This window comes from Ferrovibrio sp. (assembly GCF_029255545.1).
Taxonomy (GTDB): Bacteria; Pseudomonadota; Alphaproteobacteria; order Ferrovibrionales; family Ferrovibrionaceae; genus Ferrovibrio.
This window is the reverse complement of record NZ_JANLJJ010000096.1, coordinates 1-13,544: the sequence shown is the minus strand read 5'-3', so window position 1 is coordinate 13,544 and position 13,544 is coordinate 1. Positions and strand designations below refer to the sequence as shown.

Here is a 13,544-nt window from a genome sequence, read left to right as displayed (position 1 = left end):
GGCCGAGGCCGGCTATGGCATCACGGAAATCCCGCTGAGCCGCGTCGGGATGTAGTCAATCATCCCTGTTCGGCAACCGAAGAAACTTTCCGATCAACAAAATCCCGGGGTAATGAACTTTATCATCACCCTCTCCGAGCCAGAATTGTCGTGAACATTCAGGAGCGACCCACGACATGAAGTGGAGCTCATTCCGATCATATAACTCAGACCGGATTCTTCCCAGTAGCGCCTGATAGAATCCGAACGCTCGGTCGGATGCAGTGGCCAAACCTTCGCCCTGCTCTCGCACCACGCGAGGGACGACAAAGGTTATCCCCAACCGGTGGTTCGAATTGCGATCAAGATTTCTTGCTGCGACTATCGCCGCGCCCAGTGATGGAACCACAACATCATCCAAGGCATCGCGCGATGCCTGCATATTGCTACTCACCCTCGTCAGCTTCACCTCTGCCTCATAGCCGACCTTCTGGTCTGAGAAAAATAGATCGCCGCGTGCCCATTGCCTTTCCCTGCGACCACTCTCGTATTCAACCAAGCTGATGCCGCCTGCCCTGGACGCGGCCGATGCCAGTATTCCGACATTCGGACGCTCTTTGTATGAAAAGCAGACGTCGTAAGCCTCGCCGTTATCTCCATTGCGGTGAAACTCGCTGTACCGCATCACCTGCAAGCCCCATTCCTGCAGGACGGATCGAAAGAAAGGAGTACCGTTGAATTCTTTAACAGCAAGCCCGTAACGCGGCATATCCCCCTCCGCTGTTCGTTGAAGGGGAGCATAACTTATGGCTACTAAGTTGGAAGGGGGCTTCCTACAGCCCCTTTTCCATCACCCGGGCCAGACGCTGGGCGAAGCCGGCCGGATCGGCCAGCGTCTCGCCTTCCATGAGCCGCGCCTGGTCCAGCAGCAGCAGGGCCGCGTCGGTCAGCGCATCCATCGCGCCCGGCTGCTGGGCGCGGGCGGCCAGCGCCCGGATCAGGGCATGACCCGGATTGATCTCGAGGATGCGCGGGCTGGTCGCGTCCAGCTTCTGGTGCAGGCGCAGCAGGCGTTCCAGATGCATGTCGAGATCGCCATCGGCCGCCACCAGGCAGACGGCGCTGTCGGTCAGGCGCTTTGATTCCCGCACATCCTTCACGGCATCGCCCAGAACCTGTTTCAGCGCCGCGATCAGCGTGCCCAGCGCCGCGCCCTCGACCTTCTCGGCCGCGTCCGGCCTGGCCGCGTCGCTGTCCTTGACGGCATCCAGGTCGGCGCCAGCCCGCGTGGCCGACTTGATCGGCTTGCCGGCATGATCCTGCACCACCGAGAGCCAGAAATCGTCGACCGGATCAGTCAGCAGCAGCACCTCGACGCCCCTGGCGCGGAAGCCTTCCAGCTGCGGGCTGCGCCTGAGCTGGTCGAGCTGATCGCCATTGATCACGTAGATCGCGGCCTGGCCGTCCTTCATCGCCGCGATGTAGTCGTCAAGCGACACCCAGCCCTCGCGCGCCGACGAGCGGAAACGCGCCAGCTTGAGCAGTTGCGCGCGATGCTCGGCATCCTCGTAGAGGCCTTCCTTCAGCACCGCGCCAAAAGCCTCCCAGAAGACGGCATAAGCCGTCGCATCCTTCTCCGCCTTCTTTTCCAGTTCGCCCAGCACGCGGCGGGTGATCGCCTGGCGGATGCGGGCCACCACCGGATTATGCTGCAGCATCTCGCGGCTGACATTGAGCGGCAGGTCAGCGGAATCGACCACGCCGCGCAGGAAGCGCAGCCAGGCCGGCACTAGCTCGTCGCAGCGGTCGGTGATGAAGACGCGGCGAACATAAAGCTTGAGCGCCGATTTGCGGGCCGGATCGAACAGGTCATGCGGCCGCATGCCCGGCACGAACAGCAGCAGGGTGTAATCCAGCTTGCCCTCGGCCCGGGCATGCAGGGTCAGCCAGGGCTCGTCGAAGGCATGGGCGACGTGGTGGTAGAAATCCTTGTACTGCTGCTCGGTGATCTCGGCTTTCGGCCGCGACCACAATGCGCTGGCGGCGTTCAGGGTTTCCGCCTTGTCGCCATCCTGCAGCACGACCGGCAGGGCGACATGGTCGGAATAGGTTTTCACGATACGGCCGAGCCGTGCCGGGTCGAGGAATTCGTCCTCGCCTTCGCGCAGGTGCAGCAGGATGGTGGTGCCGCGGCCATTCCGCTCGGCCTCGCCGATGCTGAACTGGCCCGAACCATCGGAGACCCAGCGCCAGGCCTGTGCCTCGCCAGCCTTGCGCGAGACCACTTCGACTTTGCCGGCGACCATGAAGGCGGAATAAAAGCCAACGCCGAACTGGCCGATCAGCGCCATGTCCCGGGCGCTGTCGCCGCTCAGCGACGAAACGAATTCCCCGGTGCCAGACCGCGCGATGGTGCCCAGATTGGCGATCAGCTCGTCGCGGTCCATGCCGATGCCGTTGTCGGCGATACTCAGAATCCGGCCGGTCTTCTCGGCCGTGATGGTGACCTTCAGCTCGACATCGCCCGCCCACAGCGCCGGATCGGTCTGGGCCGCAAAGCGCAGCTTGTCGCAGGCATCCGAGGCATTGGAGATCAGCTCACGAAGGAAAATCTCCTTCTGGCTGTAAAGGGCGTGGGTGACAATGTGCAGCAGCCGCGTCACCTCGGCCTGGAAATGCATGGTCTGGTCGGTCATCGCTGTGCCTCCAGTCTTGCCTTATCCCTTCTTGGACCCGTCCTTCTGCTCCGGCTCGATCAGGTCGGCCAGCTTGCGGGTCAGGTCGCGGGCAATCGATTCCGGCACCAGATAGGCCCAGCCGCCGATCCGCCGGGTCGCGGCATTGACCTGCTTCTCGGCCTCTTCCGGCGCCAGCAGGTCCTTGTTCTCGGCATCCGGCTTGGCCATCGCGGCGTCATGGCTCACCGCGATGGTGATCCATGCCTTCTTGTCCTCTTCGGCGGGAATAGTCTTCACCACCGCCTTCACGCCATCCAGGGTGACGATCTCGGTGACCGTGGCCCTGGAGAAATCCTGCGTGCTCTCCTTGGCGACATCGTCGAATGTCAGGTAGGCCAGCGCGCCGGCCACGGCATTGACGTCATAGGCCGAGGCGACCTTCATGCCCCTGGGCAGCTCGGCCGGCACGAAATCGATCGCCGAACCATCGGTTTTCTTCGGGCCGCGCAGCAGGCGCAGAATGCTGCCGTCTGGATGCGTGACAGTGGCGGAAGCAACGCGGGCGCGATCGATCTTGATCAGGTCCTTGACCAGCCAATGCACCGGATCGGCCGGCAGTTCGAGAATGCCCTGGGCCAGCCAGGTGCGCGCCTCCTCGGGCTTGCGCACATGCATCTGGCCGGGCTTGCCGCCGACCGGGTAGCTCTTGGCCTTGCCCACGATCACCGTGGCGATCGCCTTGGTATCGGGATCGACCAGGCGCACCAGGATCGGGCCGGGGTCCGATTTCGCTGCCTCGTCGGCCGGCTGGTACTTGTCGGGTTCGGAAACCTGCAGGCGGTTGTAATGCTCCGGCTTGTCGGTGCGCGGCTCGATGGTCTCCAGCCCGGCGATGCCCAGCACGTTCTTGCGCACCAGATCGGCCCGCACCGGATAATCATTGCGGCCCGGCATCGTCCAGTGCTCGGCATCGGCGCCGCGCTCGATGCGGAACAATGCCTTCGAGGTGGCGATTTCCAGCGAAGCGACGTCATTCACCCTGGCCATCAGGCCCGGGAACAGCGGCCTGGGCGTGAAATCCGCCTCGGTGGCGCGATCCCGCGAGGTCGCCAGCCACCAGCCGGCGCCGCCCAGTACAACAGCGGCCGCCACCAGGATTGCCCAGCTTTTGTTGCGCATCTGCATCGCCATACTCCCTGACTGAAATCAGCCCTCTAGGGCGCGCCGGATACGCCGGCGGCGCCAGACAATCGCCAGGCCGACGGCGACCAGCGCCGCCAGCAGCGGCATCAGGCCGATATTGATGAACTTGACCAGCAGCTGCAGGCCCTCGATGTCGCGGTTCAGCTCACGCTGCACGCCGCGCAGCTCGCGCCGGGTATTGAGCAGATCGTCGCGGAAGGCATCCATCGCGGCCTGCTGCTCGGCGCTGAGCAGGGCATTGGACTGCTCCTGCGTCTTCGACTGCAGATCGGCGAGCTGCTTCTGCGTCGCTTCCAGCTTCTGCTCCAGCGCCTTCTGGCGGGCGAGGAACTGCTGCTCGGCCTGGCGGCGCATGTTGTCGATCAGCTCGAACGGCCGCTGCGACCGGCCGCGGCTGCGCAGGCCGATCAGGTCGCCCGAGCCCGACATGTTGTCGATGGCATTGACCAGGAAATCGGCATTGGCGGCGATCGGCACATAGAGGTTCTGGCCGAACATCTGCTGATTGCGCACCCAGAAGCGGTCATCCAGCAGATCGGCATCGGTCACCAGCAGCACGTTGATCGGCCTGGCGCTTTCCATCACCTGCGGCCCGGAAGCTTTTTGCTCGGCGGCTTTGTCGCCATCCTTCTTCTCCGCTGCCGGCGCGCCATTGGGGAAAGCGGTCCGGGCCGGACCGCTGATGCGCGCCGCCAGGGCGTAGGTCTCGCCGGTCGGCTTGAACTTCTCGGCCAGGGCCTGCGGGTTCGGATCGCCCTGCAGGTCGCTGGCGTCCATCAGCATGGCCTGGTTGGACGACGTGATCAGTGGGGTGAGCGTGGTGGCGGCGCCATCCAGCTTGCGGATCGCGCCCATCGAGGCGGCGTTGATCTGGGTGAGCTCGGCGGTGACGACATCTTCCTGGCTCAGCCGCTCGCCCGGAATGGCCAGCCAGGGGATGTAGTCGACCACGGCGGCCGGGCCGCTGCGGCCGGTCTGCACGCGCTGGGCCAGCGTCAGGTCGGCGACGAACTTGCCCGGCACCACCTCGACGCCCCAGGCCTTGAACAGCTCGGGCAGCAGCGACGACTGGTCGCCGCCCGGCATCGGCTGGCCGGTCATCGGATTGGGCATCGCCGCCATGGTTTCGGAATAGGGATCGGCGAACACGATCAGGCGGCCGCCCTTCAGCACATACTGGTCGATGGCATACTGCGCCTGCGGCGACAGATCCTTGGGATGCGCCAGGACCAGCACGCCCAGTTTCTCGTCGATCTCCTCCGGCTTGGTCGCATCCAGCATCTTCACGTCGAAGAACTGCTTGATCTGGTCAAGGATCAGGTAGGGCTGCGACTGGCCGCGCATGGCCGCCATCATGCCGCCCGGACCGAATTCCAGCGGCAGGCTGCCCAGGATGCCGACGGTCGGCTTCTTCGGGTTGCTCAACGCGTAGACCAGCTTGGTCAGGTCGTATTCGAGGAACTGCTCCTTCTCGGCCTGGAAGAAGGGAATGGTCTGCTGCTGGTCCAGCGTGTTGGTCGCCACCAGGCCGAAATAGAACTGCCCGCCCGGCAGATTGGCGCCCTGCAGACCGGCCTGCACTGCGCGGTCCTCGGCCTCGGTGAAAGGCTCGGGGTCGATCACTTCCAGCCGCAGCCTGCCGCCCGAGAGCGCCGCATAGCGCTCCAGCAGCTCGCGGACGCGGATGCCATACTGCTTGAGCTGCGGCGCGTTGCCGGCCAGCTTCTCGGAGAAAAAGAGACGCAGGGTGATCGGCTCCGGGATCGCCTTCAGCACGTTGCGCGTGCCGGCGGACAGCGTGTAGAGCCGCGCCTGCGTCAGGTCGACGCGGGTGTCGCGCAGACCCTGGTTGACGATGATGTTGACGGCGAAGAACACCGCGAAGGCGGCGATCAGGCCGGTGCCGGTGAGAAGGGCTTTGCTGCCGGTTTTCATGATGCGATCTCAGCCCGCTTTCTTGAAATCGACGACGACGGCGGTGGCATAGAGCCAGACCACGATCAGGGAGATGAAGAACACCAGGTCGCGCAGGTCGATCACGCCCTCGGTGATGGCGTTGAAATGCCCGAGGAAGCTGAACGAGGCGATGGTGTCGACCACCAGCGCCGGCGCCCAGCCCTGGAAGAAGCTCAGCACCATCGGCGCGCCGGCCACGGTGAAGATGAAGCAGACCAGCACGGCGACCACGAAGGCGATCACCTGGTTCTTGGTCACGGCCGACATGCAGCTGCCGATCGCGAGATAGGCGCCGGCCATCAGCAGGCTGCCGATATAGCCGGCCAGGATCACGCCGTTATCGGGCGAGCCGAGCCAGTTGACGGTGAGCCAGAGCGGGAAGGTCAGCGCCAGCGCGATGCCGGCAAAGGCCCAGGCGGCGAGGAACTTGCCCGCCACCGCGGCCCAGAGCGGAATCGGCAGGGTGAGCAGCAGCTCGATGGTGCCGGCCTTGCGCTCCTCCGCCCACAGCCGCATGGCGATGGCGGGCAGGAAGAACAGGTAGAGCCAGGGATGGAACAGGAAGAAGGCCTTCAGGTCGGCCTGGCCGCGTTCGAAGAACTGGCCGAGATAGAAGGTGAAGATGCCGGCGGTGAACAGGAACACCACGATGAAGACATAGGCCACCGGGGTGGCGAAATAGCCGGCGATTTCGCGGCGGAGGACAGCGAGCATAGGTTTCATGGCAGAGTCCTGATCAGGCGGCGCGGGCTTGCGTCACTTGGCGGAAGGCGGCGTCGAGCTTGCCGGGCGCGGCGAGGATGTCGCCGATGCGCCAGCCCGCGCTGCCTTCCGGGCGGCCTTCGACCACGATGCGGCCGCGGGCAATGACGATGGCGCGGCTGCACACCGCTTCCACTTCCTCGAGGATATGGGTGGAAATGATGATCGCCTTGTCGCGCGCCATGGCCTGGATCAGCCCACGCACCTCGTGCTTCTGGTTCGGATCGAGGCCGTCGGTCGGCTCGTCCAGCACCAGCACCGGCGGATCATGCAGGATCGCCTGGGCCAGGCCGACGCGGCGCTTGTAGCCCTTGGACAGCGTGTCGATCGGCTGGTCCAGCACATCCTTGATGTTGACCTGGTCGATCACCTTGTCGAGCCGCCAGTCGCGATCCTTGCCGCTCATGTTCCGCACATCGGCGACGAAATCGAGAAAGCCGCGCGCCGTCATGTCGGCATAGCTCGGCGCGCCTTCCGGCAGATAGCCGATGCAGCTCTTGGCCGCCAGCGGATCGGCCTCGACATCATGGCCGCAGACCGCGATGCTGCCCGAGGTCGGGCTCAGGAAGCCGCAGAGCATCTTCATGGTGGTGGACTTGCCGGCGCCATTGGGCCCGAGGAAACCAAGCACCTCGCCCTTGGCGACATGGAAACTGATATGGTCGACAGCGGTGAACGGACCGAATTGCTTGACCAGATTTTTTATGTCGATCATCGTTTTACTGCATCCCCTGACTGTCCGGGACGGCCCCCGCCCCGCAGCGCCCGCTAGATAAGAGTTTCCATGCCCCCGGTTCAAGTCCCCCACGGCATTTTGCAGCCCGTCCAGCCCCTCACAGCCCTGTGAAATCCGCCCCGGGATGCCATAATTCCGCCATGATCGACGACCCGCCGCCCTCCTCCTGCACCCCCTCGCCTTGTACGAAGGTCTGCAGCATCGACCGCCATACCGGCTGGTGCCTGGGCTGTTTCCGCACCGGCGAGGAGATCGGCGCCTGGCCGATGCTGGATACCGCCGGCAGGCGCGCCCTGCTCGACCGGCTGGCCGAACGGCGGCGACGGGCGGCCGCATCCTGATGCCCCTGTTCCTGCTGAAACGATTCGCCACCCTGCTCGCCACCCTGCTGGCCACCTCGGTGATCGTGTTCCTGGTGCTGGAGATCCTGCCCGGCGACCCGGCCCTGCTGGTGCTGGGCATCGACGCCACCGACGAGCAGCTGGCCGTGTTCCGCCACGAATACGGCCTCGACCGGCCGGTGCTGGAGCGCTACCTCGGCTGGCTTGGCGCCTTGCTGCAGGGCGATTTCGGCATCTCCTACGCCTACAAGACTCCGGTCTGGCCGCTGATCGCCGAACGGCTGGCGCTGACCTACCCGCTGGCCGCCTTCGCCATGCTGCTCACCGTGGTGCTGGCGCTGGGCCTCGGCGTGTTCGCCGCGTCGCAGCACAACAGGCCGGGCGACGTGGTGATCATGGGGATCAGCCAGCTCGGCATCTCGATCCCGAATTTCTGGTTCGGCTTGCTGCTCATCCTGCTGTTCGCCGTCAACCTCGGCTGGTTGTCGGCCGGTGGCTTCCCGGGCTGGGGCGGCGGCCTTGGCCCCGCCCTGCTCAGCCTGATCCTGCCCGGCATCTCGCTGGCCGTGGTGCAGGCCGCCATCCTGGCGCGCATCACCCGCTCGGCCGTGCTGGAAGTGCTGCGCGAGGATTTCGTGCGCACGGCGCGCGCCAAGGGGCTGAGCCGCAGCCAGGCCCTGTGGGGCCATGTGCTGCGCAACGCGCTGATCCCGGTGATCACGGTGATCGGCCTGCAGTTCGGCAACCTGCTGACCGGCACCATCGTGGTCGAGCAGGTGTTTTCCCTGCCCGGCCTCGGCCGCCTGGTATTCCAGGCGATCAGCAACCGCGACATCGAGGTGGTGAAGGCCGCCGTGATCCTGCTGGCCTTCACCGTGGTGGCCGTCAATTTCATCGTCGACGTGCTCTATGCGGTGATCGATCCGCGACTGAAGGTGCGCGATGTCTGAGACCGGAATCGTCCTGCGCGCCCTGCGCCATCGCAGCTTTGCCGTCGGTGGCCTGCTGTCGGGTGGCGTGCTGGGCATGGCTTTGCTGTCGCTGGTCTGGACCCCCTATGCGCCAACCGCGATCAACATCCGCAAGCGCATGGCGCTGCCTTCGGCCGAGCATTGGCTGGGCACCGATAGTTTCGGCCGCGACGTGCTGTCGCTGATCCTGGCTGGGGCGCAGAATTCGCTCATGGTCGGCCTGGTCGCCGTCGGCATTGGGCTGATGCTGGGCAGCGCGCTTGGCCTGCTGGCGGCGGCGCGGCGCGGCTGGATCGAGGAACTGGTGATGCGCTTCGCCGATTTCACCTTCGCCTTCCCGGCCATCCTCTCGGCCATTCTGTTGGCCGCCGTGTTTGGTCCCAGCACGATGAATTCCATCGTCGCCATCGCCATTTTCAACATCCCGGTCTTTGCCCGCGTGGTGCGCGGCTCGGCCAATGCGGTGTGGGCGCGCGACTATATCCTGGCGGCGCGCGCCGCCGGCAAAGGCGGTTCCCGCATCACGCTGGAGCATGTGCTGCCCAACATCCTCGCCGTCATCGTGGTACAGGCGACCATCCAGTTCGCGCTGGCCATCCTGGCCGAGGCCGCGCTGTCGTATCTCGGGCTCGGCACCCAACCGCCGACGCCATCCTGGGGCCGCATGCTGAACGAGGCGCAGGCCATGGTGTTCCGCGCGCCATATCTGGCAGTCTTTCCCGGCATCGCCATCGCCATCGCCGTGCTCGGCTTCAACCTGCTGGGCGACGGCCTGCGCGATCTGACCGATCCGCGCCTGTCGCGGCAACGGTAAACCGATGGACCAGCCGCTTCTCACCGTGCGCGACCTGCGCGTGACCCTTTCCACCGCCCGCGGCCCGGCCGAGGCCGTGCGCGGCCTCGATTTCAGCCTCGATCGCGGCGAGACGCTCGGCATCGTCGGTGAATCGGGTTGCGGCAAGTCGCTCACCGCGCTGGCCCTGATGGGCCTGCTGCCGGATAACGGCCATGCCGGCGGCAGCGTGCTGTTCCGGAATGAGGATATCCTGCGCTTCGACGAGCGGCAGATGTGCGATCTGCGCGGCAACCGCCTGGCAATGATCTTCCAGGAGCCGATGACCTCGCTCAATCCGCTGCACCGCATCGGCAACCAGATCGCCGAACCGCTGCAGCAGCATCTGAAGCTGAGCCGCCGGCAGGCCTGGGAGCGCGCGGCGGAACTGCTCGACCGCGTCGGCATTCCCAATCCGCGCGCCCGGCTGGAGTCCTATCCGCACCAGCTTTCCGGTGGCCAGCGCCAGCGCGTGATGATCGCCATCGCCCTGGCCTGCGACCCTGACATCCTGATCGCCGACGAGCCGACCACCGCGCTGGACGTCACTATCCAGGGCCAGATTCTCGACCTGATCCGCAAGCTGGTCGACGACAGCGGCATGGCGCTGATCCTGATCAGCCACGATCTCGGCGTGATCGCCGAAACGGTCGACCGCGTGCTGGTGATGTATGCCGGCCGCGCCGTCGAGACCGGGCCCGTGCATGAGGTTTTCGCCGGCCTGCGCCACCCTTACGCGCGTGGCCTGTTTGCCGCCATGCCGCGCCTCGCCCCGGGCCTTGCCTATCCGCGGCCGCGCCTGCCCACCATCCCCGGCATCGTGCCCGACCTACTCGATCTCGGCACGGCCTGCGCCTTCGCGCCGCGCTGCGTCCTGGCCGAACCGCGCTGCCGCGGCGAGTTCCCGCCGCTGGTTGCCGTCGGGCCGCGACATGGCGCCGAATGCTGGCGCACCGACATGACGGAAGAACGGCCATGAACGCGCTGGTCGAAATCCGCGACGTGCACAAGGCCTATGCCCTGCCGCGCGCCATGCCCTTTACGCCGCCGCAGCAGGTCTTCGCCGTCAATGGCGTGTCGCTGGAGATCAGACCCGGCGAGAATCTGGGCGTGGTGGGCGAGTCAGGCTGCGGCAAGTCAACGCTTGCCCGCCTGGTCATGGCGCTGGAAAAGCCAGACCATGGCGCGATCCGCATTGCCGGGCGCGACCTGAATGCCCTGCCGACGGCGGAATTGCGGGCGGCGCGACGCGATTTCCAGATGGTGTTCCAGGACCCCTATGGCTCGCTTGATCCGCGCCTGACGGTTGCGCGCATCGTCGGCGAGCCGCTGGATGCGCTGGAGCGCCTGGACCAGGCGACGCGGCGCGAGCGTATTGCCGATGCCCTCGACACCGTTGGCCTGCGCCCGGGCGACATGGCGAAATATCCGCATGAATTCTCCGGCGGCCAGCGCCAGCGCATCGCCATCGCCCGCGCCCTGATCACCCGGCCGAAGCTAATCGTCGCCGACGAGGCGGTCTCGGCGCTGGATGTCTCGGTGCAGGCGCAGGTGCTCAACCTGATGGCCGACCTGCAGGAACGCCATGGCGTGACCTACCTGTTCATCAGCCATAACCTGGCGGTGATCGACCAGCTCTGCCCGCGCGTCGCCGTGATGTATCTCGGCCGCGTGGTGGAGAGCGGCGAGACCACGACGATCTTCGCCCGTCCCGCGCATCCCTATACCGAGGCCCTGCTGGCCGCCCTGCCGCAGCCGGTGCCGCCACCGCCGGGGCAGCATCGGCGCCATGCCCTGCTGCAGGGCAATCCGCCGAACCAGACCACCCTGCCGGCCGGCTGTGCCCTGGCTGCGCGCTGTCGCTACGCCGACGCGCGATGCCACAGCCATGGTCCCGCCCTGCGCCGGCTGGCCGATGGCCGCAGCGCCGCCTGTCACAAGGCCGAAGAGATCATGGTGCGGCCGGGCTGATCGCCTGCAGCACATAGCCACGCTGGCGCATGCAGTAATCGGTCAGCTCGTATTGCCGCGGCCCACGGTCGAAATACGAGGGCGATTCGACGCTGTAGAAAGGCGACCAGGGGAAGCCCCGGTTGAAGCCGGTGCCGGTCCAGGGCGGATAAAGCGGCCGCGAAGACATGCTTTCGTCCAGGGCCTGCTGCGCGGCGATATCCGCGCATTCCCTTTCGTCCTTCTGCCGCTGCGCGACGGGGGTATCGGAGCGCGCCCATTCGGTCTGCGCCGTGGCGCAGGCAGCAAGCAGCAGCGGCAGCAGCAGGATTCTCTTCATGGCTTTGCGATCGGCACCAGCACGTAGCCGCGCTGCTTCATGCAATAGTCGGTCAGCTCATATTGCCGGGCGCCGCGCCGGCTGTAAGACACGCTGCGCCCGCCGCCATCCGGCCCGGCATCATCGATGAACTGCGTCTCGTTATACGGCGGATAGATCGGCCGGGACGCAAAGCTTTCATCAAGCGCCTGCCAGGCCCCGATCGCCTCGCAATCCGTCTCGTCGATCTGACGCTGCGCCGCCGTGGTATCCGGGCGCGACCATTCCGTGCCGGGCGCGCAGGCCGCCAGCAGCGCAGCGGCAACGATGACTGGAACCGTCAGGCTGCGCATCGCCATCTCCTATTGCGGCGCCCCGTATTGCGGCACTGGCGCCAGCCGGTAGCCACGGGCCCGCAGACAGAAATCCTGCAGATCGCTTTCACGCTGGCCGCGCCACATGAAGGAATCCGCATAGCCGCGCCGCGGCCCGTAATACGACCAGGGATAGGGCCCGAAGGGATAGCCGCCATAAGGATGCCCGTAATAACCGTAAGGCGGGCCGAACATGCTTTCGCGGAAGGTCTGGTCGCGCGCCAGCGCGGCGCATTCGCGGCTGTCCAGCTCGGCATCGGCCAGCGAGGTGTTCGGCCGCTGCCAGGCCAGCGGCGGGCCGCAGGCCGCCAGCGGGCCGAGCAGCAGGATGAGGGCAAGAGGCACAAAGCGGGTGCTGCGCATGGCATATCCGTCTGCCGGTTCCAGCCGGCCGACATGATTATAGTGCGGCCAGACTGGCGGGCGATTGCGGCATAATCAGGGCCGCGCCAGTTCTCTGTGCGGCGGGCCTAATCTCCCTGGCAGGGATAGGCGTCGGCCAGGGCCAGCTTCACCGCCTGGATGGCGTCCGTCCCCATCTGGTCCGTATTATCGCGCGCCCATTCGACGAATTGCTGCCGCAGCATGGCCGCCGGCGCCTCGCGCGGGGCGCAGAACCAGGTCAGCTCCTTGCCCTCGGCCACCGCCAGTTCATAGATCGCCACCGCGCCCTGCAGATAACGCAGGCAGCCGGTCAGCCGCGCGCTGCCCTCGGCACCCTCGCACAGGGTCTGCAGGTCCTTGGCCAGGAAACGCGGCGGCGGCTGGAGAGCGGCCGGGGTCTGCTGCTGGGCGGACGCGGAAAAGGCGAAGGCCACGGCCAGAACCGCGGTGCTGAAGAAGCAGCGCATCAGACGATCTCGTTCTCGAATGGCTCGCCGCCCATGCGACGGAAAATCGCATACATCGCCTCCGACGCGGCATCCAGCCGGGCCTTGTCGGTCGAGCGCAGCACGATGGCGGTGGACGCCTTGCCCGACCGGAAGGCGGGATAGGAGCCCATATCCACATCGGGATATTCGGCCTGCAATTTGCCCAGGTCGTCGGCCACCGCGCCTTCGGGCACCAGCGCCAGCACGGTGCGCGACAGCAGCCTGTCGCCGCCGGTCAGGCTGGGCGCCACGCTGGCCACCATGGCCTGGAAGATCATCGGCACGCCGGCCATCACCATGACGTTGCCGATCCTGAAGCCCGGCGCGGCCGATACCGGATTGTCGATCAGCGAAGCGGTATCGGGGATGCGCGCCATGCGCAGGCGGGCGGCATTCAGCATGCCGGCTTCGTAATGCGCCTCCAGGCGGCGGCGCGCTTCCGGATGAATGTCGATGGTCACGCCAAAAGCCTTCGCGATGCAGTCGGCGGTGATGTCGTCATGGGTCGGGCCGATACCGCCCGAGGTGAAGACATAGTCATAGCGCGCGCGCAGCTCGTTCACCGCGGCAA

At 66.1% G+C, this 13,544-nt stretch carries 16 protein-coding genes; 5 read left to right on the top strand and 11 right to left on the bottom strand.

The features are described 5' to 3' along the window. Window positions 1-55: 55 nt before the first annotated feature. The 6 genes from Q1J79_RS19065 to Q1J79_RS19040 form a co-directional block, all read right to left on the bottom strand. Window positions 56-748, bottom strand: a complete 693-nt coding sequence (locus Q1J79_RS19065; protein ID WP_300303622.1) for a hypothetical protein — start codon at window positions 746-748, stop codon at window positions 56-58. Window positions 749-812: 64 nt separating this feature from the next. Next, complete coding sequence (gene htpG, locus Q1J79_RS19060; protein WP_300303619.1) at window positions 813-2,675, bottom strand: molecular chaperone HtpG; 1,863 nt, start codon at window positions 2,673-2,675, stop codon at window positions 813-815. A gap of 21 nt (window positions 2,676-2,696) precedes the next feature. Then, complete coding sequence (locus Q1J79_RS19055; RefSeq protein WP_300303616.1) at window positions 2,697-3,842, bottom strand: DUF4340 domain-containing protein; 1,146 nt, start codon at window positions 3,840-3,842, stop codon at window positions 2,697-2,699. A gap of 21 nt (window positions 3,843-3,863) precedes the next feature. Further along, the gene (locus Q1J79_RS19050) at window positions 3,864-5,795 is read right to left on the bottom strand and encodes a Gldg family protein (protein ID WP_300303613.1); all 1,932 of its coding nucleotides are present in this window, start codon (window positions 5,793-5,795) and stop codon (window positions 3,864-3,866) included. 9 nt (window positions 5,796-5,804) lie between these two features. Next, the gene (locus tag Q1J79_RS19045) at window positions 5,805-6,539 is read right to left on the bottom strand and encodes an ABC transporter permease subunit (protein WP_300303610.1); all 735 of its coding nucleotides are present in this window, start codon (window positions 6,537-6,539) and stop codon (window positions 5,805-5,807) included. 13 nt (window positions 6,540-6,552) lie between these two features. Next, complete coding sequence (locus Q1J79_RS19040; RefSeq protein ID WP_300303606.1) at window positions 6,553-7,293, bottom strand: ABC transporter ATP-binding protein; 741 nt, start codon at window positions 7,291-7,293, stop codon at window positions 6,553-6,555. Window positions 7,294-7,454: 161 nt separating this feature from the next. Here Q1J79_RS19040 and Q1J79_RS19035 point away from each other — a divergent pair, with 161 nt between their 5' ends. The 5 genes from Q1J79_RS19035 to Q1J79_RS19015 are packed head-to-tail and all read left to right on the top strand — an operon-like array spanning window position 7,455 to window position 11,429. Beyond that, window positions 7,455-7,655 (top strand): DUF1289 domain-containing protein, encoded by a 201-nt coding sequence (locus Q1J79_RS19035; protein ID WP_300303603.1) that lies wholly within the window; start codon window positions 7,455-7,457, stop codon window positions 7,653-7,655. Then, window positions 7,655-8,605 (top strand): ABC transporter permease, encoded by a 951-nt coding sequence (locus Q1J79_RS19030; protein WP_300303600.1) that lies wholly within the window; start codon window positions 7,655-7,657, stop codon window positions 8,603-8,605. The genes Q1J79_RS19035 and Q1J79_RS19030 overlap by 1 nt, the downstream gene beginning before the upstream one ends. Continuing rightward, window positions 8,598-9,440, top strand: a complete 843-nt coding sequence (locus Q1J79_RS19025) for an ABC transporter permease (RefSeq protein ID WP_300303597.1) — start codon at window positions 8,598-8,600, stop codon at window positions 9,438-9,440. The genes Q1J79_RS19030 and Q1J79_RS19025 overlap by 8 nt, the downstream gene beginning before the upstream one ends. Before the next feature lie 4 nt (window positions 9,441-9,444). Then, window positions 9,445-10,437 (top strand): ABC transporter ATP-binding protein, encoded by a 993-nt coding sequence (locus tag Q1J79_RS19020; protein WP_300303595.1) that lies wholly within the window; start codon window positions 9,445-9,447, stop codon window positions 10,435-10,437. Continuing rightward, complete coding sequence (locus tag Q1J79_RS19015; protein WP_300303592.1) at window positions 10,434-11,429, top strand: ABC transporter ATP-binding protein; 996 nt, start codon at window positions 10,434-10,436, stop codon at window positions 11,427-11,429. Before Q1J79_RS19020 ends, Q1J79_RS19015 begins: the two co-directional genes overlap by 4 nt. On the opposite strand, the gene Q1J79_RS19010 is transcribed toward Q1J79_RS19015, so the two are convergent. The 5 genes from Q1J79_RS19010 to Q1J79_RS18990 form a co-directional block, all read right to left on the bottom strand. After that, a complete protein-coding gene (locus Q1J79_RS19010) occupies window positions 11,410-11,748 on the bottom strand; it encodes a hypothetical protein (protein ID WP_300303589.1) in 339 nt (112 codons plus the stop codon). The genes Q1J79_RS19015 and Q1J79_RS19010 overlap by 20 nt on opposite strands. After that, complete coding sequence (locus Q1J79_RS19005) at window positions 11,745-12,080, bottom strand: hypothetical protein (RefSeq protein ID WP_300303586.1); 336 nt, start codon at window positions 12,078-12,080, stop codon at window positions 11,745-11,747. The genes Q1J79_RS19010 and Q1J79_RS19005 overlap by 4 nt, the downstream gene beginning before the upstream one ends. Window positions 12,081-12,089: 9 nt before the next feature. Further along, window positions 12,090-12,464, bottom strand: coding sequence for a hypothetical protein (locus tag Q1J79_RS19000; RefSeq protein WP_300303583.1), 375 nt, complete (start codon window positions 12,462-12,464; stop codon window positions 12,090-12,092). 107 nt (window positions 12,465-12,571) lie between these two features. Then, window positions 12,572-12,952 carry a Rap1a/Tai family immunity protein gene (locus tag Q1J79_RS18995; RefSeq protein WP_300303581.1) on the bottom strand — a complete coding sequence of 127 codons (381 nt, stop codon included), beginning with the start codon at window positions 12,950-12,952 and terminating at the stop codon, window positions 12,572-12,574. Further along, window positions 12,952-13,544: molybdopterin-binding protein (locus tag Q1J79_RS18990; RefSeq protein WP_300303578.1), on the bottom strand; the 593-nt coding region annotated here is incomplete at its 5' end. The genes Q1J79_RS18990 and Q1J79_RS18995, both read right to left, overlap by 1 nt.

Coding starts and splice junctions, on each gene's coding strand:
- Q1J79_RS19065 (WP_300303622.1), bottom strand. CDS start 748: ATGCCGCGTTACGGGCTTGCTGTTAAAGAATTCAACGGTACTCCTTTC.
- htpG (WP_300303619.1), bottom strand. CDS start 2,675: ATGACCGACCAGACCATGCATTTCCAGGCCGAGGTGACGCGGCTGCTG.
- Q1J79_RS19055 (WP_300303616.1), bottom strand. CDS start 3,842: ATGCAGATGCGCAACAAAAGCTGGGCAATCCTGGTGGCGGCCGCTGTT.
- Q1J79_RS19050 (WP_300303613.1), bottom strand. CDS start 5,795: ATGAAAACCGGCAGCAAAGCCCTTCTCACCGGCACCGGCCTGATCGCC.
- Q1J79_RS19045 (WP_300303610.1), bottom strand. CDS start 6,539: ATGAAACCTATGCTCGCTGTCCTCCGCCGCGAAATCGCCGGCTATTTC.
- Q1J79_RS19040 (WP_300303606.1), bottom strand. CDS start 7,293: ATGATCGACATAAAAAATCTGGTCAAGCAATTCGGTCCGTTCACCGCT.
- Q1J79_RS19035 (WP_300303603.1), top strand. CDS start 7,455: ATGATCGACGACCCGCCGCCCTCCTCCTGCACCCCCTCGCCTTGTACG.
- Q1J79_RS19030 (WP_300303600.1), top strand. CDS start 7,655: ATGCCCCTGTTCCTGCTGAAACGATTCGCCACCCTGCTCGCCACCCTG.
- Q1J79_RS19025 (WP_300303597.1), top strand. CDS start 8,598: ATGTCTGAGACCGGAATCGTCCTGCGCGCCCTGCGCCATCGCAGCTTT.
- Q1J79_RS19020 (WP_300303595.1), top strand. CDS start 9,445: ATGGACCAGCCGCTTCTCACCGTGCGCGACCTGCGCGTGACCCTTTCC.
- Q1J79_RS19015 (WP_300303592.1), top strand. CDS start 10,434: ATGAACGCGCTGGTCGAAATCCGCGACGTGCACAAGGCCTATGCCCTG.
- Q1J79_RS19010 (WP_300303589.1), bottom strand. CDS start 11,748: ATGAAGAGAATCCTGCTGCTGCCGCTGCTGCTTGCTGCCTGCGCCACG.
- Q1J79_RS19005 (WP_300303586.1), bottom strand. CDS start 12,080: ATGCGCAGCCTGACGGTTCCAGTCATCGTTGCCGCTGCGCTGCTGGCG.
- Q1J79_RS19000 (WP_300303583.1), bottom strand. CDS start 12,464: ATGCGCAGCACCCGCTTTGTGCCTCTTGCCCTCATCCTGCTGCTCGGC.
- Q1J79_RS18995 (WP_300303581.1), bottom strand. CDS start 12,952: ATGCGCTGCTTCTTCAGCACCGCGGTTCTGGCCGTGGCCTTCGCCTTT.